Here is a 22,949-nt window from a genome sequence, read left to right on the forward strand (position 1 = left end):
GGCGACGACCGACGCCCCCCCCCCGACCGACGACCGACAACTGCAGGAGTGATTCGCGTGGATCGTGTCGCGCTGCGCGGCCTCAAGGCCCGTGGTCACCACGGGGTCTTCCCCAAGGAACGCGAAGAGGGCCAGACCTTCATCGTGGACCTCACGCTCGGCCTGGACACGCGGCCCGCGGCCGCCGCCGACGACCTCACGAAGACCGTGCACTACGGCGTCCTGGCGGAGGAGGTCGTGGCCGACGTGGAACGCGAACCGGTGAACCTCATCGAGACCCTCGCCGACCGGATCGCCCGTACGTGCCTGAAGCACGAGGGGGTCCAGGAGGTCGAGGTGTGCGTCCACAAACCGGACGCCCCGATCACGGTCCCCTTCGACGACGTGACCGTCACCATCGTCCGGAGCCGGGCGTGAGCGCCCCCGGCGGGAGCGGCAGCGACCCGACCGTGCAGCCGGTCCCGGCCTCCGTGGTGGAGCGGGTGGACGCCGCCGACACGACCCTGCAGGACCCCCGGTGGGCGGTGCTCTCCCTGGGCTCCAACCTGGGGAACCGCCTGGAGACCCTCCAGGGCGCCGTCGACGCCCTGGAGGACACCCCCGGCGTCCGCGTCAAGGCGGTCTCCCCGGTGTACGAGACGGAGCCGTGGGGCGTCGAACCCGGCAGCCAGCCGTCCTACTTCAACGCGGTGGTCCTCCTGCGGACCACTCTGCCGCCCGCCTCGCTCCTGGAGCGGGCCCACGCGGTCGAGGAGGCCTTCCACCGGGTACGGGAGGAGCGCTGGGGCGCCCGCACCCTCGACGTCGACATCGTGGCGTACGCGGACGTGCTCTCCGACGACCCGGTGCTGGTCCTGCCCCATCCGCGCGCCCACGAGCGCGCCTTCGTCCTCGCGCCCTGGAACGACGTGGACCCCGCCGCCGAACTGCCCGGCCGCGGTCCCGTGGCCCGGCTCCTCGCCGGGGTCCCCCGCGACGGTGTGGCGCCCCGGGCCGACCTGGAACTCCAGCTGCCCGAGTAGTCGTTAAGGTCAGGACGCACGAAGGGCGACCGCCCGACGGCACACAGACACGAGAGGACTTGAGTGAAAGAGCTGCGCATCAGGACGCTGGCCGCGGTGTTCCTCGTGGCCGGGGTGCTGTCCTGGGCGGGTGCCCGTCTGTGGAACTCGGTGGGCACGCTCCCGCGGGTCCCCCTGGCGGCCCCCGTCGTCCTGGCTCTGATCGCCGTGGTCCTGCTGGCCACCGCGCTCTCCCTGCGCTCCCGGCTGAAGGCCCAGCGCGAGCGGCGCCCCGACGCCAAGGCGGTCGATCCGCTGATGGCCGCCCGCGCCGTCGTCTTCGGCCAGGCCAGCGCCCTGGTCGCCGCGCTCGTCGCCGGGATGTACGGCGGCACGGGCGCCTTCCTGCTGGAGTTCCTCGACATCCCCGCCCGCCGCGACCAGGCGATCTACGCCGGCTTCTCGGTCCTGGCGGGCATCGCCGTCATAGCGGCCGCCTTCTTCCTGGAACGAGTCTGCAAACTCCCGGAAGACGACGACACCCCCGGAACGGCGGCCCCAGCGGCCTAGCGCCCTTCAGGGGCGCGGGGAACGGCGCGACCAGCCACAACGGCGCCGCACGTACCCACGAACGCCCCGCCCCCGGCCCCACGCAGTGGACGGCGGCGCCCCGTCAACGAGCCATGATCAAGCTCATGGCCTCGTTCCGGGTAGCCGCGTCCCGCAACTGCCCCCGAACCGCAGAGGTGATCGTCTTCGCCCCCGGCTTCCGAATCCCCCGCATCGACATGCACATGTGCTCGCACTCCACCACCACGATCACCCCCCGCGGCTCCAGGATCTCCATCAGCGAGTCGGCCACCTGCGTGGTCAGCCGCTCCTGCACCTGCGGCCGCCGCGCGTAGACGTCCACGAGCCGCGCCAGCTTGGACAGCCCCGTGATCTTCCCGGACGTGCTCGGGATGTAGCCCACGTGCGCGACCCCCCGGAACGGCACCAGATGGTGCTCACACGTCGAGAACACCTCGATGTCCTTCACGAGCACCATCTCGTCGTGCCCCAGGTCGAACGTCGTCGTCAGCACGTCCTCGGCACTCTGCCGCAGCCCGGCGAATATCTCCTGGTACGCCCGGGCCACCCGCCCCGGCGTCTCCCGCAGCCCCTCCCGGTCCGGGTCCTCACCGACCGCGATCAGCAGCTCCCGGACGGCGTTCTCGGCACGCTTCTCGTCGAACTCGCCGATCCGGCCCTCGCCGTCCAGCCTCACGGGGTCGATCATCTGGTGCCTCGTTTCTGTGCCTTGCACGCATGTCTGCGTCTCGCACGCGGTCTCGCACGCGTGTGGACCACGCGTCTCACGAGCGGGCATACGACGATGCCGCGCCCTCCAGGCTAGAACCTGGGGGGCGCGGCATCCATTCCGGGCCTGGTGGGGCCCGCCGGCAGCGGGGCCGTCAGCTCTCGGGGCGCTCCTCGGGAGCCGCCTCGGTCGCCGGGGGAGCCTCCGTGGGCACCCCTGCCTTCGCCGTGATCGCCGGGCCGGCGCCGTTCGTCCCGTTCGTCCGGGACAGCTCCTTGGGGGAGAGCACCGGCGGACGGGTGGACGGCGTACGGCGGGAGGAACCGGTCCACGCGGGGCGGGCCGGACGCTTGACGATCGGAGCGAAGACCTCGGCGATCTGCTCCTTGCTCAGCGTCTCCTTCTCCAGCAGCTGCAGCACCAGCGCGTCGAGCACGTCGCGGTTCTCGACCAGGATCTCCCAGGCCTCGTTGTGCGCGTTCTCGATGAGCTTCTTGACCTCTTCGTCGACGAGCGCGGCGACCTCTTCCGAGTAGTCGCGCGGGTGCGACATCTCCCGGCCCAGGAAGGGCTCGGTGTTGTCGCCGCCGAACTTGATGGCGCCGAGGCGCTCGGTCATGCCGTACTGCGTGACCATCGCGCGGGCCGTGGCGGTGGCCTTCTCGATGTCGTTCGCGGCGCCCGTGGTCGGGTCGTGGAAGACGAGCTCCTCGGCCGCGCGCCCGCCCAGCATGTACGCCAGCTGGTCAAGCATCTCGTTGCGGGTCGTGGAGTACTTGTCCTCGTCCGGCAGGACCATCGTGTAGCCCAGAGCACGGCCCCTGGAGAGGATCGTGATCTTGTGGACCGGGTCGGAGTTCGGTGAGGCCGCCGCGACAAGGGCGTGTCCGCCCTCGTGGTACGCGGTGATCTTCTTCTCCTTGTCCGACATGATCCGGGTCCGCTTCTGCGGGCCCGCGACCACACGGTCGATCGCCTCGTCCAGCATGTGGTTGTCGATGAGCTTCTGGTTGCTGCGCGCGGTGAGCAGCGCCGCTTCGTTCAGCACGTTCGACAGGTCCGCGCCGGTGAAGCCGGGGGTGCGGCGGGCGACGGCCGACAGGTCGACGTCCGGCGCGACCGGCTTGCCCTTCTGGTGGACCTTGAGGATCTCCAGACGGCCCTGCATGTCCGGGCGGTCGACCGCGATCTGCCGGTCGAAGCGGCCGGGCCGCAGGAGGGCCGGGTCGAGGATGTCCGGTCGGTTCGTCGCGGCGATGAGGATCACGCCGCCCTTGACGTCGAAGCCGTCCATCTCGACGAGCAGCTGGTTCAGCGTCTGCTCACGCTCGTCGTGACCGCCGCCGAGGCCGGCGCCGCGGTGGCGGCCGACCGCGTCGATCTCGTCGACGAAGACGATCGCCGGGGCGTTCGCCTTGGCCTGCTCGAACAGGTCACGGACCCGGGAGGCACCGACACCGACGAACATCTCGACGAAGTCGGAACCGGAGATCGAGTAGAAGGGGACGCCCGCCTCGCCCGCGACGGCGCGCGCGAGCAGCGTCTTGCCCGTACCGGGCGGCCCGTAGAGGAGCACGCCCTTGGGGATCTTGGCGCCGACGGCCTGGAACTTCGCCGGCTCCTGGAGGAACTCCTTGATCTCGTGGAGCTCCTCGACCGCCTCGTCCGAGCCCGCCACGTCGGCGAACGTCGTCTTCGGGGTGTCCTTGGTGATGAGCTTCGCCTTGGACTTCCCGAAGTTCATGACCCGGGAGCCGCCGCCCTGCATCTGGTTCATCAGGAACAGGAAGACGACCACGATGAGGACGAAGGGGAGCAGGGACAGCAGGATGCCGACGAAGGCGTTCTGCTTGGTCGGCGAGACCGTGTACCCGTCCGGGATCTGCTTGTTCTGGAACTTGTCCTGGAGGGTGGTGGCCAGGTTCACACCCTGGTCGCCGATGTAGCTCGCCTGGATCTTCGAGCTGCCCTCTACTTTTTCGCCGTCTTTGAGCTCGACCTTGACGATCTGCTCGTCACCAGTGGTGATCTTGGCTTGCTGGACCTTGTTGTCATTGATCGCCTGGACGACCTGGCCGGTGTCCACCGTCTTGTAGCCGCCGGACGAGCCGACGACCTGCATCAACACGACCACGGCAAGGACGGCCAGCACGATCCACATGACCGGCCCACGGAAGTATCGCTTCACGTCCATCCATACGGAGCGGTGCCGCCCCGTCCCTCCTGCCATAGTGAGTTTGATAAGACTGTTATTCGGACGGTACCCCAGCACGGTCGCCCGAGGCTGCACGGTCCGGCTGACAGACCCCGTCCACATGTGCTCCAACGGCGCCGGGGCCGCTGGGGTTCCCGGTCGTCCCGCGGGAGTCGCACCCCCGCGGGCGGGACGTCACCCGTTCGGAGTGGATCAGCCGCCGTAGACATGGGGCGCGAGCGTACCGACGAACGGGAGGTTCCGGTACTTCTCGGCATAGTCCAGGCCGTACCCGATGACGAACTCGTTCGGGATGTCGAAGCCGACCCACTCCACGTCGATCGACACCTTCGCCGCCTCGGGCTTGCGCAGCAGCGTGCACACCTTGAGGGACGCCGGCTCGCGGGAGCCCAGGTTGGAGATCAGCCAGGAGAGCGTCAGGCCGGAGTCGATGATGTCCTCGACGATCAGGACGTGCCGGCCCTTGATGTCGGTGTCGAGGTCCTTGAGGATCCGCACCACTCCGGAGGACTGGGTGCCCGCGCCGTACGAGGACACGGCCATCCAGTCCATGGTGACGGGGGTGGACAGGGCCCGCGCCAGGTCCGCCATGACCATCACCGCGCCCTTGAGGACACCGACGATCAGCAGGTCCTTGCCCGCGTACTCCGCGTCGATCTTCGCGGCCAGCTCCGCCAGCTTCGCGTCGATCTCTTCCTTGGTGATGAGCACCGACTTGAGGTCGGTGCCCAGGTCTTTCGCGTCCACCCGCATCACTTTCGGTCGTCCCACCGGCTGCTTCCCGGCCCTCCGTGCGGAGGCGCCGCTTCCCGGAGGGGTTGCCCGCCGGGAGGATCGCCGCCCACGGGGCGACCCTTCTTCAGCCTTGCCGAATCACCAGTCTGCCACCCTGCCGCTGGGCGACGACCCTGCCCGGGAGGTTGATGGCCCCCTGGCCGCGCCAGCCGGTGATCAGCCGGTCGATCTCCTCGATGTGCCGGGCGAACAGCGAACCGGCGGGCGCCCCGGCCTCGATGGCGGCGCGGCGCAGGACGCGGCGGCGCACGGCGGGCGGCAGGGCGTACAGCTTGGCGCACTCCAGGAGGCCCGCCGCGTCGCGTACGGAGGCCTCGGCGCGGCCGGCCCACGCGTCGAGCGCGTCGGCGTCGTCGCGGGACAGCTGGGCCGTGCGGGCGAGGGCCTCGACGACGCCCTTGCCGAGCGCCTTCTCCAGGGCGGGGAGCCCCTCGTGGCGCAGCCGGGAGCGGGTGTACGCCGGGTCGGCGTTGTGCGGGTCGTCCCAGACGGGCAGCGACTGGACCATGCAGGCCTTGCGGGCGGTCTGCCGGTCCAGGTGCAGGAACGGGCGGCGGTAGCGGCGGTCGGCGCCCGGTCCCCCGGAGACGGCGGCCATGCCGGACAGCGAGCGCGTCCCTGAGCCCCGGGCGAGGCCCAGCAGGACGGTCTCGGCCTGGTCGTCGCGGGTGTGGCCGAGCAGGACGGCGGCGGCTCCGTGGCGCTCGGCGGCGGCGTCCAGCGCGGCGTACCGGGCGTCGCGGGCGGCGGCCTCGGGGCCGCCCTCCCGGCCGACGGTGACCGCGACCGCCTCGACGGGGCCCAGGCCCAGCTCGGTGAGGCGCAGGACGACCTCGTCGGCGCGCAGGTCGGAGCCGGACTGCAGACCGTGGTCCACGGTGACGCCGCCGGCGCGGATGCCGAGTTTGGGTGCTTCGAAGGCGAGGGCGGAGGCGAGCGCCATGGAGTCGGCGCCGCCGGAGCACGCGACGAGCACGAGCGGCGCGCGCGAGGGCGCGTCGTGGGCGCGGTCCGGGGTGCGGGCCGGGGCGTGGTCGGTCAGGACGTCGTGGAGTACGCGGCGGACCGCCAGGCGTATCGCCGCGACCGCAGGATGGGGACCCATGTCCGGTTCCCTTCATGAAATTGTCGGGGGGTGAGCCCGGGTTCGGTCACTCAGAGTGTGTCGATGGTGACAGAGCCGGGCCGTTCCCCGAGCATTGCACGCCTACCCATGCCTCACGGTCCCTCGGACGGGTGATTGGGGAGGCGTTCGCCTGCCGTCGGCCGAATTCGGTTCACGACTCCGCCTTGCGGTGCACCCGCGCGACCCAGTCCGCCGGTTTGGCGATCTCCGCCTTGGTGGGGAGCGTGTTCGGCGAGGTCCACACGCGGTTGAAGCCGTCCATGCCGACCTCCTCCACGACCGCGCGCACGAAACGCTCGCCGTCCCGGTACTGGCGCAGCTTCGCGTCGAGGCCGAGCAGCTTGCGCAGCGCGAGGTCGAGGCGGGAGGCGCCGCGGGCGCGCCGCTGCTGGAACTTCTCGCGGATCTCGGCGACGGACGGGACCACCGACGGGCCGACGCCGTCCATCACGAAGTCGGCGTGGCCCTCCAGGAGGGACATCACCGCGGTGAGCCGGGCGAGGATCTCACGCTGAGCGGGGGTCTGCACGATCTCGACGAGCGAGCGCCCCTCGTCGCCGTCCTCGCCCTCGGGCCGGCTGCCGGTGAGCGACTGGGCGGCCTCGCGGACGCGCTCCAGGACGGTCATGGGGTCGACCTCGGTCTCCCCCAGGAAAGACTGGATTTCGCCCTCCAGGTGGTCACGCAGCCAGGGCACGGCCGTGAACTGCGTGCGGTGGGTCTCCTCGTGGAGGCAGACCCAGAGCCTGAAGTCATGCGGCTGGACGTCGAGTTCGCGCTCCACGTGCACGATGTTCGGCGCCACCAGGAGGAGGCGGCCGCCGCCCTCGGGCGCGCCGGGAGGGCCGCCGGCCGGCAGCTCGGCACTGGCCGGGGCGAACGTCTCGTACTGGCCGAGGACCCGGGAGGACAGGAAGGACAGCAGCATGCCCAGCTCGACGCCGGTGACCTTGCCGCCGACGGCGCCGAAGACGGCTCCGCCGGGGGAACTGCCGCGACGTTCCTGCATCTTGTCGAGCAGCGGTTTGAGGACCTCCCGGAACCCGGCGACGTTCGCCCGGACCCAGCCCGGGCGGTCGACGACGAGGACCGGGGTGTCGTGCAGGTCGTCGCCGCCCATCCGCGTGAACGTGCGGACGTGTTCCTCCGACGCCTTGGCGTGCCTGCGCAGCTCGGCGACGACCGCCCGGGCCTCGTCGCGGCTCACCTCCGGGCCCGGTCGTACGAGCCGGGTCGCGGTCGCCACCGCGAGATTCCAGTCGACCATCTCCGCACCACGGATGCTCATGCCGTCAACCGTACGTGAGCGCTGCCGCTGTTGGCAGGGGTGGACCGTGGGGGTGCCCGGCTGTGGGTCGCGTGCGGGCCGGTGGGGGCTGGTCGCGCAGTTCCCCGCGCCCCTGAGGGGGCGGCCCCTGAGGGGCGCCCTCTAGTCGCAGCCGCAGGTCGCCAGCGTCGAGGCCAGTTCGTCCAGGCCCTGCTGGGCCGTCGCCGGGTTCGCGGGCGGGTCGGACTCGGTCAGGAAGGCGAAGGCCAGCAGGCGGCCCTCCGCGTCGACGACCGTGCCCGCGAGGGTGTGCACGCCGGTCAGGGTGCCCGTCTTGGCGCGGACGACGCCGGTGCCGGGCCGGCCCGCGTACCGCTTGCTGAGGGTGCCGGTGAAGCCGGCGACGGGCAGGCCGGTGAGGGCCGGGCGCAGTTCCGGGCGGTCCGGGTCGGCGGCCTCGGCCAGCAGGGCGGTGAGCAGGTCCGCGGTGAGCTTGTCGGCCCGGTCCAGGCCGCTGCCGTCGGCGAACTTCACGCCCTTGAGCGGCAGGTCCAGCTTCTTCAGCTGCTTGCGCACGGCGGTCCCGCCGCCCTTGAAGCTCGCCGGTTCGCCCGCGGCGAGGGCGGTCTGCCGGGCGAGCGCCTCCGCGATGTCGTTGTCGCTGCTGGTCAGCATGCGTTCGACCAGCGCGGACAGGGGCGGGGACTGGACGGTGGCGAGGGTCTTCGCACGGTCGGACGCCTTCGACGTACCGGGGACCGTGGTCCTGATCCCCCGCTCGTGCAGGAAATCGGCGAACGTCCGGGCCGCGTCGCCCGCCGGGTCCTCGCTGCGGTCCGCGGGACCGCTGGAGGAATCGTTCAGGCGGCCCTCGTCGGCCATCAGGGCGGTGACCGGGGCCAGGTTGGTGTTGGGGCCGATGGGGTGCCTGGTGCTGCCGGCGTACAGCGAGGTGTCGTACGAGAGCGTCACCTTGCCCGCCTTGCCCTTCTTGCGGGACTTCAGGGCGCGTGCCGTGTCGTCCGCGAGGTCGCGCAGGCTCGCGTTGCCGTCGGCGTCCTTGCGGGCGGTCAGGGTGGGGTCCCCGCCACCGACCAGGACGACTTCCTCGGTGCCCGGTTCCAGGACCGCCCGGGTCCTGATGCGGTGGTCCGGGCCGGCCGCGGTGAGCGCCGCGACGGCCGTGGCGATCTTCGTGGTGGAGGCCGGGGTCAGCGCGTCGTCCGCGCCCTTGCCATAGAGGCGCTTGCCGGTGGCCAGGTCGACCACGGCGCCCGCGCGGTCGGTGCCCAGCGCGGGGTCGTCGAGCAGCGGTCCGAGGACCTTGGCCAGGGCCTTCTCGCCGGGCGAGGGCGCGGAGCCCGTGGCGGAGCCGAGACCGGCGAGCACGGACGCGGCGCTGGGCGCGGGCGCCGGCTCCTTTCCGGACGTACCGGGCACATGACCGTGATCTGCGCCACCTGCGCGCTCCCGCGATGCGGCCCAGTCCCGCTCCGCCGTACGCTGACCCGTGGAGTCCCAGGGTCCGGCCGCGGTCGCCACGGTGACCGCCACGACGAGTCCGAGGGTGGCGGCGCCCGTCGTGAACTGCACGGTGGACGGCTGCTTGACCAGCGGCTTCACGACTCCGGCCGCCCGGGCCAGCGGCGGCTTCACCGCTTCCGAGGCCCGGACGAGCGGTGGCTTCACGGCCTCCGCGACCCGTACGAGTTGCGGTCCCACGGATCGCGCGACCCGCACCACATGCGGTCTCGCGGCCCGCCAAGCCCTCAGCTCCGGCACGACCACCAGCCCCTTTCGCGATCACACACCTGCGTGAGGGACACTTAACCACCAGAACTATGTGCTGATCATGGAGGAGCCACCGGTGGAGTTCGACGTCACGATCGAGATTCCGAAGGGTTCACGGAACAAGTACGAGGTGGACCACGAGACCGGTCGGATCCGTCTGGACCGTCGCCTCTTCACCTCGACCAGCTACCCGGCCGACTACGGCTTCGTCGAGAACACCCTCGGCGAGGACGGCGACCCGCTGGACGCGCTGGTCATCCTGGACGAGCCGACCTTCCCGGGCTGCCTCATCCAGTGCCGCACGATCGGCATGTTCCGCATGACGGACGAGGCCGGCGGCGACGACAAGCTGCTGTGCGTGCCCGCGCACGACCCGCGCGTGGAGCACCTGCGGGACATCCACCACGTGTCGGAGTTCGACCGGCTGGAGATCCAGCACTTCTTCGAGGTCTACAAGGACCTGGAGCCCGGCAAGTCCGTCGAGGGCGCCAACTGGGTGGGCCGCACGGACGCCGAGGCCGAGATCGAGCGGTCCTACAAGCGTTTCAAGGAGACGGGCGGCCACTGAGCCTCCTGTAGTCCTGCGGGCCGCGCGACCCCTCATGGGGCCGCGCGGCCCGTTCGTGTGCCGGTACGCATACTGGGACGTACCGACAAGTACGAGTTCGGGAGTGGTGCGTGACGGAGCCGGAGGTCGAGGACCGCAAGCCGCAGTCGGACGAGGCGCGCAGCGCCTTCATCCCGCCCAGCGGTGTGGTGGCACAGGTCCCGCCGGTCGAGGAGGAGTCGTCGACGACGTCGGAGTTCGCCCTCCCCAGAGGGCTCGACGCCGTCCCGCAGGCGCCCGCCGCCGAGTCCGCGGGGTCGGCGTTCAGCACGCCGAGGACGTACAGCGCCAGGAACGCGCCGCCCGCCTTCACACCGCCCGGCGGCGTCCCGCGCGTCGACCTCACCAAGGACGCCCCCTGGCAGGACCGGATGCGCACGATGCTGCGCATGCCGGTCGCCGAGCGGCCCGTGCCCGAGGCCGTGCAGAAGGCGGAGGACGAGGGTCCCGCCGTGCCCCGCGTCCTCGATCTGACCCTGCGCATCGGCGAGCTGCTGCTCGCGGGCGGTGAGGGCGCCGAGGACGTGGAGGCGGCGATGTTCGCCGTCTGCCGCTCCTACGGCCTGGACCGCTGCGAGCCCAACGTCACCTTCACGCTGCTCTCCCTCTCGTACCAGCCGTCGCTGGTCGAGGACCCGGTGACCGCGTCGCGGGTCGTCCGGCGCCGGGGCACCGACTACACGCGCCTGGCGGCCGTGTACCGGCTCGTCGACGACATCAGCGACGACGAGACCGAGGTGTCCCTGGAGGAGTCCTACCGGCGGCTCGCGGAGATCCGCCGCAACCGGCACCCGTACAGCGGCTGGGTCCTGACCCTCGCCACCGGGCTGCTCGCGGGCGCGGCCTCCGTGCTCGTCGGCGGCGGCCCGCTCGTGTTCGTGGCGGCGGTCGTCGGCGCGATGCTGGGCGACCGGCTGGCGTGGCTGTGCGCCGGGCGCGGGCTGCCGGAGTTCTACCAGTTCACGGCGGCCGCGATGCCGGCGGCCGCGATCGGCGCCGCGCTCACGATCGCGGACGTCGACGTGCGGGCGTCCGCGGTGATCACCGGCGGGCTGTTCGCGCTGCTGCCCGGGCGGGCGCTGGTGGCGGGCGTGCAAGACGGGCTGACCGGCTACTACATCACCGCGGCGGCCCGGCTCCTGGAGGTCATGTACTTCTACGTGGGCATCGTCATCGGTGTCCTGGTGATCCTGTACTTCGGGGTGACGCTGGGCGCCGAGCTCAACCCGGAGGCGGCCCTGCTCTCCGCCGAGCGGCCGCTGTGGCAGATCGGCGCGTCGATGCTGCTGACCCTGACCTTCGCGGTGCTGCTCCAGCAGGAACGGTCCACCGTGCTGATCGTGACCCTCAACGGCGGGGTCGCGTGGAGCGTGTACGGCGCGATGCACTACGCGGGCGAGATCTCGGCGGTCGCCTCGACGGCCGTGGCCGCCGGCCTGGTCGGGCTGTTCGGGCAGCTGATGTCGCGCTACCGGTTCGCCTCCGCGCTGCCGTACACGACCGCCGCGATCGGGCCGCTGCTGCCCGGGTCCGCCACGTACTTCGGGCTGCTCGCCATCGCCCAGAACGACGTCGACAAGGGCCTCGTGTCGCTCACCAAGGCGGCGGCGCTCGCGATGGCCATCGCGATCGGGATGAACCTGGGGTCCGAGATCTCGCGGCTGTTCATGCGGTTGCCGGGGGGTTCGCGGCGCGCGGCCAAGCGCACCCGCGGGTTCTGAGGGGCGGGTCCGTCCGTCGTCCTGCAGCCGTCCGCCGGTGGGGGCTCGRCGCGCAGTTCCCCGCGCCCCTGAGGGGCGCGGGCTTGCGGGGCGCGGGTCTGCGGGATCAGTTGCGCGGGGGGTTCTGGCCGTACGGGTACTGCTGGTACTGCTGCTGGTCCTCGGGGTGCTGCTGCCAGTGCTGGCGGCCGTAGTTCTGGTCCTGGCCCTGATTGTGGCCCTGGCCCTGGTTCTGGCCGTACGGCTGCTGCTGCTGGTAGTAGTCCTGGTTCTGCTGGTGACCCTGGTCGCCGTACTGGTCGTACTGCTGCTGTCCCTGGTTGCCGTAGCCCTGGTCCTGGCCGTACTGCTGCTGGTTTCCGTAGCCGTTGCGGTGGTCCTGCGGGATCCGGCGGAGCTGGGTCGTGCGGTCGTCCATGGCCGGGGCCGCCTGCGGGGCGTGGGCCTGCGGCTGAGCCTGCGAGGGCTGCGCGCCGTTCGCCCGCTCCTTCTTGGACTTACCGCGGGCCCGCAGGAACTCGATGATGATCGGGACCACCGAGATGAAGACGATCAGGAGCAGGATCGGCTCGATGTTCTGGTGGACGAACTCGATGCTGCCGAGCCAGGAGCCGAGCAGGGTGACGCCCGCGCCCCAGAGGACGCCGCCGACCACGTTGAAGATCAGGAACGAGCGGTACTTCATGCCGCTGACGCCGGCGATGATCGGCGTGAACGTGCGCACGATGGGCACGAAGCGGGCCAGCACCAGCGACTTCGGGCCGTACTTCTCGAAGAACTCGTGCGCCTTGGTGACGTTCTCCTGCTTGAAGAGGCGGGAGTCCGGCCGGGTGAAGAGCGAGGGTCCGACCTTCTTGCCGAACATGTAGCCCGCCTGGTCGCCGAGGATCGCGGCGAGGCAGATCAGGGCGATGGCGCCCCACAGGGGGAAGTCCAGGGTGTTGGCGGTGATCAGCATGCCCGCCGTGAACAGGAGCGAGTCACCCGGCAGGAAGAATCCGATGAGCAGGCCCGACTCGGCGAAGACGATCAGGAGCAGGCCCCAGATGCCGAACGAGTCGAGCAGGTAGTCCGGATCCAACCAGCTCGGGCCAAGGGCAAGCGTCGTCACGATTCCGGGCTCCTGAGGGGTGGTGGCTGCGGTGGCGGGCGAAGGTGTGGCCGACCAAAGTTATCAACGCCCCATGGAGCGACCAGGTTCCACCGGCTCCTACAGGATGCACTGTGCCCCGGCTGGGACAAAGCTGTGGGCCGTGGGTATCCAGGAATCCATGGGAATCGAAGAATACGGCGGCGGCCAGGGTCCCCGGCCGGACGTGCTGGTGGTGACGACGAACGACGTGCCCGGTCACCGGGTCGAACAGGTCATCGGTGAGGTCTTCGGGCTGACCGTCCGCTCCAGGCACCTGGGCAGTCAGATCGGGGCCGGACTGAAGTCGATGATCGGCGGCGAGCTGAAGGGGCTCACCAAGACCCTGGTGGAGACCCGCAACCAGGCGATGGAGCGGCTCATCGAGCAGGCCCGCGCGCGGGGCGCCAACGGCGTGCTGATGTTCCGCTTCGACGTGACCGAGGCGGCCGACCTGGGCACCGAGGTCTGCGCGTACGGCACGGCCGTGGTGCTGGTCAAGGAGTAGGGCGACCGGCCGGTAAGGGGCGCCCGCCTTTGCGGGCGCCCCTTACCGGTCGTCATTCCCCGTGCCGCGCCGCGTTCGCCGCGATCGCGTCCCTCAGGTGCTCGGCGAGACCCGGCCGCACGGAGTCGTAGAACGCCTTGAACCGCTCGTCGCCGACGTACAGGTCGCCCAGGCACCGGTGCATCTCGTACGCGCACGGGTGGAACCACCGGTCGATGTGCAGCCGGTGCTCCTCGGCCAGGTCCGTGGCGCGCTCCCCCGCGGCGGGCTCACCGGCTTCCATCAGGGCCGCGTACCGCTCGCCCCAGGAGGCGACCTCCGCCTGTATACGTGTCCAGTCGTCCTTGGTGTAGCGGGCGGCCCGCCGCTGCGACTCGGCGTACGTCTCCGTGCCGCCCCAGCGGCGCTCGGCCTCCTCCGCGTGCTCCTCGGGGTCCTTGTCGCCGAAGACCTCGAACTTCTCCTCGGGTGTGAGGTTGATGCCCATCGTGCGTGCCTCCATGGCGCGTTCCACGGCCGCCGCCATCCTCCGCAGTCTCCCGATCCGGTCGGACAGCAGCCGGTGCTGCCGGCGCAGGTGCGCGCGCGGGTCCGCGTCCGGGTCGTCGAGCAGGGCGGCGACCTCGTCGAGCGGGAAGCCGAGCTCCCGGTAGAACAGGATCTGCTGCAGCCGGTCGAGGTCGGCGTCGCTGTAGCGCCGGTGGCCCGCGTGGCTGCGCCCGCCCGGTACGAGCAGGCCGATCTCGTCGTAGTGGTGCAGCGTGCGCACCGTCACCCCGGCGAAACCGGCGACCTGTCCCACGGAGTGGCCCATGGCCCCGCTCCTTCCTTCTTCTCTTCGGACGCGCCCCAGCCTCGGCCCTCACGCCACGTGAGGTGCAAGCCGGAAATCGACCCCGCCCCTGCCGGTTTTACCCGCTTATGGGAGCGCGGTGGCCCACCATGGAGACCCGCACCCGCCGCCCGACGACCGCGACCGGAGGCATCATGCCGCTCCACCAGGGCCCCGCGAAGTCCGACGAGCACCCTTCGAGCGTCAACCCCTTCTACGGGGAGGCGAACCCGGTCGACGGCATGACCGAGGCCCCGCCCCGGCACCGGCTGCCCGACGGGCCGCTGGCCCCCTCCACCGCCTACCAGCTGGTGCACGACGAGCTGATGCTGGACGGCAACTCCCGGCTCAACCTCGCGACCTTCGTCACCACCTGGATGGAGCCGCAGGCCGACGTGCTGCTCGGCGAGTGCCGCGACAAGAACATGATCGACAAGGACGAGTACCCGCGCACGGCCGAGCTGGAGCGCCGGTGCGTGGCGATGCTCGCCGACCTGTGGAACGCGCCGGACCCGGCCGCCGCGGTGGGCTGCTCGACGACCGGGTCCAGCGAGGCGTGCATGCTCGCGGGCATGGCGCTCAAGCGCCGCTGGGCCCGCCGCAACGCCGACCGGTACCCGGGCGCCCGCCCGAACCTCGTGATGGGCGTCAACGTGCAGGTCTGCTGGGAGAAGTTCTGCAACTTCTGGGAGGTGGAGGCCCGCCAGGTCCCCATGGAGGGTGACCGCTTCCACCTCGACCCGCAGGCGGCCGCCGACCTGTGCGACGAGAACACCATCGGGGTCGTCGGCATCCTCGGCTCCACCTTCGACGGGTCCTACGAGCCGATCGCCGACCTCTGCGCGGCGCTGGACGCGCTGCAGGCCCGCACCGGCCTGGACGTCCCCGTCCACGTGGACGGGGCCTCCGGCGCGATGGTCGCGCCCTTCGTCGACGAGGACCTGGTCTGGGACTTCCGGCTGCCGCGCGTCTCGTCGATCAACACCTCGGGGCACAAGTACGGGCTGGTGTACCCGGGCGTCGGCTGGGCGCTGTGGCGCTCGGCCGCCGAGCTGCCGGAGGACCTCGTCTTCCACGTGAACTACCTGGGCGGCGACATGCCGACCTTCGCGCTCAACTTCTCCCGGCCCGGCGCCCAGGTCGTGGCGCAGTACTACACGTTCCTGCGGCTGGGCCGCGAGGGCTACCGGGCCGTGCAGCGCACGACCCGGGAGGTGGCCCGGGGGCTCGCGGAGCGGATCGGTGCCTTCGAGGACTTCCGGCTCGTCACCCGGGGCGACGAGCTGCCGGTGTTCGCCTTCACCACCGCCCCGCACGTCACGGCGTTCGACGTCTTCGACGTGTCCCGGCGCATGCGGGAGCGGGGCTGGCTGCTGCCCGCGTACACCTTCCCCCCGAACCGCGAGGACCTGTCCGTGCTGCGGGTGGTGTGCCGCAACGGCTTCTCCTCCGACCTCGCCGACCTGTTCACCGAGGACCTGACCCGCCTGCTCCCCGAACTGCGCCGGCAACCGCACCCACTGACGAGGAACAGGGACGCGGCGACGGGCTTCCACCACTGAGACGGGACGACGACGCGCCCTGTTTCGCATTGGGTCGCAACTCCTGAGAAGCCCGCTTCTCACTAAGTGCTGGACATGAAGAAGCGATGAGCGTAGCGTGTGACACACGTTGAAAGTGGTGTTGCGGTCAGGTCATCACGGCGACTGGTTTCCGGCGCGCCTTCAGGGCGTCACCGGGGCCGGAAAGAGCTGTGCCCCGGGCTGTGTGCAAAGCAGTGACAGTACTCCGGGGCTCACGTCTCCGAAGGTAACACGGAACCTTTCATTCAGGGGGCGGCAGTGGTGACAGAAGAAGAGGCCAAGCGGATCGTGGACGCGATCTCGGCCGAGCGGTTCCAGCCCTTCCTCGACGAGTGCGGTGGTGACCCCCTGGTCGCTCTGCGTCTGTACTACTGGGACGGAGAGGCCTCACGCGCGTTCCTCAGCGCACTGCGTGACTTCGAGGTCGCCATGCGCAACTCCTTCCACGCCAAGCTGGCCGGGCGCTACAGCCGTGCCGACTGGTGGGACTCCCCTCGCGTCCAGCTGACCGGCAAGGGCCTCCAGCAGGTACGCAACGCCAGGTCGGCCCTCCAGCAGGAACTGGTGACGGGCGTCACCGCCGACGACATGGTCGCCAAGCTGACGCTCGGTTTCTGGGTCGGCCTGACAGGGCGCGGCCGGAACTACGAGATGCAGTTCTGGAACCCCGCGCTCCGCCACGCTTTCCGCGGCTATCAGGGCAGGCGCGGCTCCCTGCAGCAGCAGTTGGACCACGTACGCCGTTTCCGGAACCGCATCGGTCACCACGAGCGCATCTGCCACCGCCATCTGGAGAAGGACTTCGAGACGCTGCTCGAACTCATGGAGTACGTGTCGCCCGAGAAGGCCGCCCTGCACCGGCAGTTCAGCCAGATCCCCGAGGTGCTCGCCCGGAAGCCGCTGGTGCTGTCCGGCGCCGAGCCGGTCAGGTTGTGAGGCCGTGATGACCCGTTCGAAGCCCACGTTCATGTCCTGGGAAAGGCCGCCGGTTCCTGAGACGGGGACGGAAACCAAGACAGCGACGGCTACGCCGGAGTCGTACGCTCCTGTCTCGCTCGGCGAAATCAAGGAACTCGCGGGCGTAGGACGCCCAACGGTCAGCAACTGGCGGCGTCGGCACTCCCGAGAGGTCCTGCAAGGGGCCAACGGCTCACGCCGTCCCTTCCCCGACCCGATTCCGGGCGTGGGCAGTGAGAGCAAACCGCTCTTCGACGCGGCGGAGATCGCGGACTGGCTCGACCTGCGCGCCGTCCCGGATGCCGAACGCGACGAGAACGGCAGACTGCCCACCTACGGCGACCGGTTCCGCCGTGCCCTGCGGCTGCGCGGTCTGGTCACACTGAAGCACCGTCTGGGTTCGGCGGAGGCGGTCATCTCCCAGGCACTGGCCGTCATGGCGATGTCCGCCGAGGGCAAAAACTGGATCACGGAGTACCTTCCGGAGGGGCTGCTCGCCGAGTACGAGACGGCCGATCCCGATGTCGTACGCGCCGCGCACGAACTCATGAACGAGATCGGGGCACCCGGCTGGGCCGCCGACGCGCTGCTCGGCCTGGACGACGAGGGTCTGGAGATCGCCAGGCGCCTCGAATCCGACCTTGTCATGGATGTCACGCCCCGCGCGATCGTCGCCTTGGTGGCCGCCCTGATCGGGCCCAACGAGGGCGGTCCGGACCAGCGTTCGACGATCAGCCTGTGCGCGGGGCTCGGGGAACTGCTTCTGGGGATGGGTGGTGGCCCGTACGAAGGGCTGAGGGGTCACGGTGAACTCGTGGCCGTGGAACCTGATCCGCTGCTGCGCAAGTTGTTGCGGTACCGGCTCATGAGCTACGAGGCGGGCAGCATCGACGTCTGCGCCTCCCCGTCCGACCTCGACATCCCGTATGCCTGGGGCCAGGTGCCCGGTGCGCCGGACACCTTCTCACACGCCGACATCGTCCTGGCCGATCCGCCGTACGTGTCCGGCGAGCACGAGCGTGATGCCGAAGGCCCGCTGTGGTGGGCCGAGGAAGCCGTTCGCCGGCTCCGGCCAGGAGGTCGCGCGTACGTCGTCGTGCCCACTTGGACGCTGACGCGCACGAGCGGAACAGGCCTGGCGTCCGTGCGTACGCCCACCGTCAGCGCACGGCAGGCGCTGCTGGAACGCGGCTGCGTGGAAGCGATCATCCAGCTCCCGCGCCGCATCCATCCGTTCAGAACCGGCGCCGAATACGGACTCCTGGTGCTGCGCCCGCCGTCCCCCGATCCCGGTCCGGTACGCCTCGTCGACGCCGACCGGATCGCTCAGCGCAAGGGCGGGACGGGTGACGAGGAGTGGATCGACGAGGTGGTGCGGATGACGCGCGTCGGCCTCGCCTCCGACAGGGATTCCGATGCGGCTTCCGACGCGGACGACGGGCAGCCGACCGACAGTGTCCCCGACCCCCAGGACGCGCGGGACGTCCCGGTACTGGCGTCCGGCGCGGGCAGTGAGCAACTGCTCGACAATCGCTCCGTCCTCCCCTCCCACCGGCTGACGGCCTCTGAGAAGCAAGTCGACCACTTCGAGGAGACACTCACCGCGCGCCGCGTCACCGCTGCCGCGATGCCCCAGCTCCGGGACTGGCTCGGCGACATGGGTATCGCCAAGCGTGAGGCACCGATCCGCCACCGAAAACTCGACCAGTACCTACGGGCCGGGCAGTTGACCCTGCTCAACGGGCACCGCGTCAAGGACACCGACATCGGGGACGCGGGCCTGCCGGTCATAGGCCGTGAGGAGATGCTCGGAGAACTGCCGGTCGGGGTGCGGTGCATCTCCCCGGAGGACCTGTCGGCGTACCCGTCCGCCAAGATCACCGAGCAGGGGGACGTCGTCCTGCTCGCCGAGCACGGCGTGCGGTGCCAGGTGGACGCGGCCGGTGGGTGCGTGCTGCTAGCGCCCGTGCAGGGGCTGCGGATCGCGGCCTACCGCGGTCACGTACGGGCCCTCGCGGAGGACGAGCCCGTACGCCCCGACGCGCTCTGGATGCGTCCGTACTCCCTGGCCCGACTCCTCCAGGCCCCGCGCAACCAACACCGGGGCAGCGGATCGCTCGTACGGCGGGTGAGCGTACGCGACATGGATCTGCCGCAGCTTCCGGCCGACGAGGTGGCCGAGCTGGAGAAGATCCTGGCGGAGGCGGAGCGGCTGCGCGCCGAAGTACGCCGGCAGCTGGACGCCCTGGACCGTCTCGCCGAGCGGGTGTCGGCGGGGGTCGCCGACGGCGATCTGGCGTTGCGGCGACGGTGAGGGGCATCGCGCGGTAAGACAGTTCGGTACCGGCACCGACATCGATCCGGTACCCGATGAAGATCAGTGTCGGTTCAGGTCCGTGTTCGCAGTATTCGCACTACGCAGAGAGAAGTGAGAGCCCCGGTGCCACCGCGCAAGAAGAAGGAAGCCAAGCCGGAGGACATGAAGTCCATCCTCTGGAAGTCCGCGGACAAACTGCGCGGAAGCCTGGACGCGGCCGAGTACAAGCACTTCGTGCTCGGACTCGTGTTCCTGAAGTACGTGTCGGCCGCCATGGAGGAGAAGCGGGCGCAGCTTGAGGAGGGCCTGCGTCCCGGCGGCTGGCTCCTGGCCGAACTCGGCTTCGACGGCGAACCACCGGCGGCAGCGGTCCCGCAGATCCTGGAGGACCGCGAGCTGTACACGGGCGCCGGGATCTTCTACGTCCCGCCGACGGCCCGGTGGGAGGCCGTCCTGGAGCGCGCCAAGGGCACGCTGACCGACCCGACGCTCGGCAAGGTCATCGACACGGCCATGGAGACGATCGAGAAGTTCAACACCTCGCTGAAGAAGGGCACGCTGCCCTCGCAGTACAACAGCGGCCGGGTCGACGAGACGACCCTCGCCGGCCTGGTCAAGCTCCTCGACCGGCTCACCTTCCAGGCCCAGGTGGGCGAGGACGGACAGCGCGTCGGCGCGCGGGACCTGATGGGCGAGGTGTACGAGTACTTCCTCGCGCAGTTCGCCCTCCAGGAGGGCCGCAAGGGCGGCGAGTACTTCACTCCGCCGAGCGTGGTGAAGCTGCTCGTGGAGATGCTGGAGCCGGAGGAGGGCGAGCGCGTCCTTGACCCCGCGTGCGGTTCAGGCGGCATGTTCGTGCAGGCCGAGAAGTTCGTGGAGACGCACGGCGGCGACCGTATGAACGTGGCGGTCTACGGCCAGGAGCGCAACCTCACGACCTGGCGACTGGCCCACATGAACCTCGCGATCCACGGCATCGAGGTCGACCTGGGCGAGGAGCCGGCCGACTCCTTCCACAACGACCAGCACGGCGGCCTGAAGGCGGACGTTGTCCTCGCCAACCCCCCCTTCAACATCTCCGACTGGGGCGGTGAGCAGCTCGGCCTCGACGACCGCTGGACGTACGGCACCCCGCCGGTCGGCAACGCCAACTTCGCGTGGATGCAGCACATGGTGAGCAAGCTCGCGCCCGGCGGGCGGGCGGGCATCGTCCTGGCGAACGGCTCGATGAGCAGCAAGTCGGGTGGGGAGGGCGACATCCGGCGGGCGATGGTCGAGGACGACTTGGTGGCCTGCATGGRGGCGCTGCCGGGGCAGTTGTTCCGGTCCACCCAGATCCCAGCGTGCCTGTGGTTCCTCGCGGAGGGCAAAGGGCGGCATTCGAAGTGGGTGCGGGGGCGGAAGGGCGAGGTGCTTTTCATCGACGCCCGGGAGCTGGGCGTCATGGCCTCGCGCACGGAGCGGGTGCTGACGGAGGAGGAGCTGGGACGGATCGCGGGAGCGTTCCGGGCCCGGGCGCCCTGATCGTCACCGCCCCCGCCTGGACGGCCTTCATCAGCCACCTCAAGGGCTGAAGGCCGCCGAGGTCACCTCCCCTCCCTTACGTCAGTACCTCGTGAGAGGCTGACTCCGCCCAGCTCACACGGGTGAGGGGAGGACAGATGTACGTATCCGGAATCGGCTTCTCGAACGTCAAGGGCTTCACCGGCGAGCGGGCCGTGCACGAACTTCCGCTGCCCGTGCCGAAGGACGGCGGCAGCTGGACCGTACTCGCCGGACGCAACGGCTCGGGCAAGTCCACGCTCCTCCGTACCCTCGCGCTCGCCCTCGCCGGCCCCCAGGTGGCCCGTACCCTCGTGCAGGACTTCGGCAGTTGGATCACCGTCGGCGAACAGTCGGCACAGGCGCAGGTGTACGTACAGCCCGACCACACCGTCGACCGGCTGACCGGACGCGGAGGCGCGCCCGACGGCCGTCTCCTCCTCGGGCTCGACTGGACGGCACCCGAAGACCAGCCAGGCCGGCCGGACAGATCGCGCTACCGCATACCTCCACAGCCCCACCTGTCCTCGTACAACGGTGATGACGACGGCGAGGACTCAGGTGACTCAGGTCGCAGACACGCCGCGCGTGGCCCCTGGGCCGATAATCCACAGGGTTGGTTCTGCGCCGCCTACGGGCCCTTCCGGCGGCTGACGGGCGGTGGCGGTGAGGCGCAGCAGCTGATGCTCGCGCCCGGCCCCAGAGGGCGTATGGCCTCGCTCTTCCACGAGGACGCGTCCCTGTACGAAGGCGTCGCCTGGCTCAAGGAGTTGTCGCATCGCAGCCTGGAGGAGCAACAGGACGCCACAGAGCTGTTGGACATCATTCTGGAGCTGCTCTCCGACGACCTCCTGCCGGACGATTACCGCGCCCTGCGGGTGACCTCCGACGGGCTGTGGGTGGCACCGGGCGGCGACATGGAGCGCGCCTACCCTCTCCGCGAGATGAGCGACGGCTTCCGTACGGTCGCCGCCCTCGTCCTGGACATCGTGCGCCAGTTGCAGAACGCGTACGGGACGCTCGACGCGGCCACCGACGCCGAGGGGCACACCGTGGTCCGGATGCCCGGTGTGGTGATCATCGACGAGGTGGACGCGCACCTCCACGTCACATGGCAGCGGCGGATAGGTGGTTGGCTGCGCACGCACTTCCCGCGGATCCAGTTCATCGTCACCAGCCACAGCCCGTACATCTGCCAGGCGGCGGATCCGGGAGGGCTGATCCGTCTGCCGGGGCCGGAGGAGCGGCGCGCTCCCGAGGTCGTCGACGAGGCGCTGTACCGCCGTGTCGTATACGGCAGCGGCGACGACGCGGTGCTGTCCGAGTTGTTCGGTCTGGAGACCCCGTACTCAGGCGAAGCCGAACGGCAGCGCGCCAGGCTCGTCGAACTGGAGCGGAAGGTCTTCCGCGACCAGGCCGACGAGTCGGAGTTACGCGAGTACCGGGAGCTGACCGAGTTGCTCACCAGCTCACTGTCGGCGCGGACCGACGAAGTGGCGGCGAGGCTCGGAGGCGGCCGGTGATCCCGGTGACACGCCTGCCCGCTCCCGAGGAATTACTTGACTTATTGGCGAGCGGCACCGACCGGGTGGTGGCGAAGGGGGCCGACAGTGCGGCGGCGGACTCGGTGTGGTCGAGCAGTCGCGTCGCCAAGCGCGAGATACGCGCTCTGTTACACCTCATGGCACCCGCGATCCAGCGCTGCATGTACTGCCTGGACAGCCAGGGCACCGACATCGACCACTTCCAGCCGAAGGCACTTGCCCCGCTCCGCACGTTCGACTGGTCGAACCATCTGCTGGCCTGCTCGTTCTGCAACAGCAACGCGAAGCGGGAGGAGTATCCCTGTGACGCGACAACCGGAAAGCGCCTTTTAGTGGACCCCAGCACCGACGATCCGGCCGACCATCTGGCGTTACTGCCCGCGTCGGGAACGTACGACGGCCTTACGGCGATCGGCCGGGAGTCGATCAGGGTCTTCGACCTCAACCGGGAGACGCTGAGACGCGGTCGGGTCCGTATGTTCCAACTGTGCAGGGACCTGCTGCCGTTATGGCACGCGAAGTTGCTCCGGGGGGACACGACCGGAGCGGACGAGACTGCCATGGCCCTGCTGGAGGAACCGTTCGGAGACGTCCTGCGCACCCTGTGCCGAAGAGCGCGCACACCGGCCATCGCGGAGCTGACATACGGCCTGGAACTCGGAATGGCACTCGTGGAGTGGCGACACGCCCACACATGACAGCCTTCGGGTGGAC

At 70.3% G+C, this 22,949-nt stretch carries 20 protein-coding genes; 12 read left to right on the forward strand and 8 right to left on the reverse strand.

From position 1 onward, the window contains the following. The first annotated feature begins 57 nt into the window (after positions 1-57). The 3 genes from folB (at position 58) to FGF04_RS17360 (ending at position 1,571) form a co-directional block, all read left to right on the forward strand. Positions 58-417: a dihydroneopterin aldolase gene (folB, locus tag FGF04_RS17350; RefSeq protein ID WP_149512156.1), complete on the forward strand. Its 360-nt coding sequence runs from the start codon at positions 58-60 to the stop codon at positions 415-417. Next, positions 414-1,022 carry a 2-amino-4-hydroxy-6-hydroxymethyldihydropteridine diphosphokinase gene (folK, locus tag FGF04_RS17355; RefSeq protein ID WP_149512157.1) on the forward strand — a complete coding sequence of 203 codons (609 nt, stop codon included), beginning with the start codon at positions 414-416 and terminating at the stop codon, positions 1,020-1,022. Before folB ends, folK begins: the two co-directional genes overlap by 4 nt. A gap of 63 nt (positions 1,023-1,085) precedes the next feature. Beyond that, complete coding sequence (locus FGF04_RS17360) at positions 1,086-1,571, forward strand: DUF3180 domain-containing protein (RefSeq protein ID WP_149512158.1); 486 nt, start codon at positions 1,086-1,088, stop codon at positions 1,569-1,571. Positions 1,572-1,674: 103 nt separating this feature from the next. On the opposite strand, the gene folE is transcribed toward FGF04_RS17360, so the two are convergent. From folE to dacB, 6 genes are all read right to left on the reverse strand, one after another. Then, on the reverse strand, positions 1,675-2,280 hold the full coding sequence (gene folE / locus FGF04_RS17365; RefSeq protein WP_149512159.1) for a GTP cyclohydrolase I FolE: 606 nt from the start codon (positions 2,278-2,280) through the stop codon (positions 1,675-1,677). 175 nt (positions 2,281-2,455) lie between these two features. Then, the gene (ftsH, locus tag FGF04_RS17370; RefSeq protein WP_149512160.1) at positions 2,456-4,495 is read right to left on the reverse strand and encodes an ATP-dependent zinc metalloprotease FtsH; all 2,040 of its coding nucleotides are present in this window, start codon (positions 4,493-4,495) and stop codon (positions 2,456-2,458) included. A gap of 213 nt (positions 4,496-4,708) precedes the next feature. After that, the gene (hpt, locus tag FGF04_RS17375; protein WP_149512332.1) at positions 4,709-5,269 is read right to left on the reverse strand and encodes a hypoxanthine phosphoribosyltransferase; all 561 of its coding nucleotides are present in this window, start codon (positions 5,267-5,269) and stop codon (positions 4,709-4,711) included. A gap of 106 nt (positions 5,270-5,375) precedes the next feature. Beyond that, positions 5,376-6,416 carry a tRNA lysidine(34) synthetase TilS gene (gene tilS / locus FGF04_RS17380; RefSeq protein ID WP_149512161.1) on the reverse strand — a complete coding sequence of 347 codons (1,041 nt, stop codon included), beginning with the start codon at positions 6,414-6,416 and terminating at the stop codon, positions 5,376-5,378. Positions 6,417-6,588: 172 nt separating this feature from the next. Further along, positions 6,589-7,725, reverse strand: a complete 1,137-nt coding sequence (locus FGF04_RS17385) for a zinc-dependent metalloprotease (RefSeq protein ID WP_235882357.1) — start codon at positions 7,723-7,725, stop codon at positions 6,589-6,591. A 141-nt stretch (positions 7,726-7,866) separates the two neighbouring features. Next, positions 7,867-9,492 carry a D-alanyl-D-alanine carboxypeptidase/D-alanyl-D-alanine endopeptidase gene (dacB, locus tag FGF04_RS17390; RefSeq protein WP_149512162.1) on the reverse strand — a complete coding sequence of 542 codons (1,626 nt, stop codon included), beginning with the start codon at positions 9,490-9,492 and terminating at the stop codon, positions 7,867-7,869. 79 nt (positions 9,493-9,571) lie between these two features. Between dacB and FGF04_RS17395 the strand changes: the two genes are divergently transcribed. Further along, positions 9,572-10,063: an inorganic diphosphatase gene (locus FGF04_RS17395; RefSeq protein WP_033321679.1), complete on the forward strand. Its 492-nt coding sequence runs from the start codon at positions 9,572-9,574 to the stop codon at positions 10,061-10,063. 110 nt (positions 10,064-10,173) lie between these two features. Further along, positions 10,174-11,823, forward strand: coding sequence for a threonine/serine exporter family protein (locus tag FGF04_RS17400; protein WP_149512163.1), 1,650 nt, complete (start codon positions 10,174-10,176; stop codon positions 11,821-11,823). A 106-nt stretch (positions 11,824-11,929) separates the two neighbouring features. On the opposite strand, the gene FGF04_RS17405 is transcribed toward FGF04_RS17400, so the two are convergent. After that, the gene (locus tag FGF04_RS17405) at positions 11,930-12,934 is read right to left on the reverse strand and encodes a DedA family protein (RefSeq protein WP_149512164.1); all 1,005 of its coding nucleotides are present in this window, start codon (positions 12,932-12,934) and stop codon (positions 11,930-11,932) included. A gap of 160 nt (positions 12,935-13,094) precedes the next feature. Here FGF04_RS17405 and FGF04_RS17410 point away from each other — a divergent pair, with 160 nt between their 5' ends. Then, positions 13,095-13,460: a YbjQ family protein gene (locus tag FGF04_RS17410; protein ID WP_149512165.1), complete on the forward strand. Its 366-nt coding sequence runs from the start codon at positions 13,095-13,097 to the stop codon at positions 13,458-13,460. Between the two features lie 52 nt (positions 13,461-13,512). On the opposite strand, the gene FGF04_RS17415 is transcribed toward FGF04_RS17410, so the two are convergent. Next, positions 13,513-14,274: a MerR family transcriptional regulator gene (locus FGF04_RS17415; RefSeq protein WP_149512166.1), complete on the reverse strand. Its 762-nt coding sequence runs from the start codon at positions 14,272-14,274 to the stop codon at positions 13,513-13,515. Between the two features lie 173 nt (positions 14,275-14,447). On the opposite strand from FGF04_RS17415, the gene FGF04_RS17420 reads away from it, so the two are divergent. From FGF04_RS17420 to FGF04_RS17445, 6 genes are all read left to right on the forward strand, one after another. Then, positions 14,448-15,854 carry a glutamate decarboxylase gene (locus tag FGF04_RS17420; protein WP_149512334.1) on the forward strand — a complete coding sequence of 469 codons (1,407 nt, stop codon included), beginning with the start codon at positions 14,448-14,450 and terminating at the stop codon, positions 15,852-15,854. Between the two features lie 282 nt (positions 15,855-16,136). Further along, on the forward strand, positions 16,137-16,811 hold the full coding sequence (locus FGF04_RS17425) for an Abi family protein (protein ID WP_188114108.1): 675 nt from the start codon (positions 16,137-16,139) through the stop codon (positions 16,809-16,811). 247 nt (positions 16,812-17,058) lie between these two features. After that, positions 17,059-19,146, forward strand: coding sequence for a DNA methyltransferase family protein (locus FGF04_RS17430; RefSeq protein ID WP_149512168.1), 2,088 nt, complete (start codon positions 17,059-17,061; stop codon positions 19,144-19,146). A gap of 114 nt (positions 19,147-19,260) precedes the next feature. Continuing rightward, positions 19,261-20,673, forward strand: coding sequence for a type I restriction-modification system subunit M (locus tag FGF04_RS17435; RefSeq protein ID WP_235882358.1), 1,413 nt, complete (start codon positions 19,261-19,263; stop codon positions 20,671-20,673). 137 nt (positions 20,674-20,810) lie between these two features. After that, on the forward strand, positions 20,811-22,214 hold the full coding sequence (locus FGF04_RS17440; protein WP_149512169.1) for an AAA family ATPase: 1,404 nt from the start codon (positions 20,811-20,813) through the stop codon (positions 22,212-22,214). Then, a complete protein-coding gene (locus tag FGF04_RS17445) occupies positions 22,211-22,933 on the forward strand; it encodes an HNH endonuclease family protein (RefSeq protein ID WP_149512170.1) in 723 nt (240 codons plus the stop codon). Before FGF04_RS17440 ends, FGF04_RS17445 begins: the two co-directional genes overlap by 4 nt. Positions 22,934-22,949: the final 16 nt, after the last annotated feature.

The sequence above is a fragment of the Streptomyces apricus genome, from assembly GCF_008369065.1.
Lineage (GTDB): Bacteria > Actinomycetota > Actinomycetes > Streptomycetales > Streptomycetaceae > Streptomyces > Streptomyces apricus.

Bases quoted from the DNA above. Each gene is read 5' to 3' on its own strand.
- folE (WP_149512159.1), bottom strand. From the start codon at position 2,280: ATGATCGACCCCGTGAGGCTGGACGGCGAGGGCCGGATCGGCGAGTTC.
- ftsH (WP_149512160.1), bottom strand. From the start codon at position 4,495: ATGGACGTGAAGCGATACTTCCGTGGGCCGGTCATGTGGATCGTGCTG.
- hpt (WP_149512332.1), bottom strand. From the start codon at position 5,269: ATGCGGGTGGACGCGAAAGACCTGGGCACCGACCTCAAGTCGGTGCTC.
- tilS (WP_149512161.1), bottom strand. From the start codon at position 6,416: ATGGGTCCCCATCCTGCGGTCGCGGCGATACGCCTGGCGGTCCGCCGC.
- FGF04_RS17385 (WP_235882357.1), bottom strand. From the start codon at position 7,725: ATGAGCATCCGTGGTGCGGAGATGGTCGACTGGAATCTCGCGGTGGCG.
- FGF04_RS17410 (WP_149512165.1), top strand. From the start codon at position 13,095: ATGGGAATCGAAGAATACGGCGGCGGCCAGGGTCCCCGGCCGGACGTG.
- FGF04_RS17415 (WP_149512166.1), bottom strand. From the start codon at position 14,274: ATGGGCCACTCCGTGGGACAGGTCGCCGGTTTCGCCGGGGTGACGGTG.
- FGF04_RS17420 (WP_149512334.1), top strand. From the start codon at position 14,448: ATGCCGCTCCACCAGGGCCCCGCGAAGTCCGACGAGCACCCTTCGAGC.
- FGF04_RS17440 (WP_149512169.1), top strand. From the start codon at position 20,811: ATGTACGTATCCGGAATCGGCTTCTCGAACGTCAAGGGCTTCACCGGC.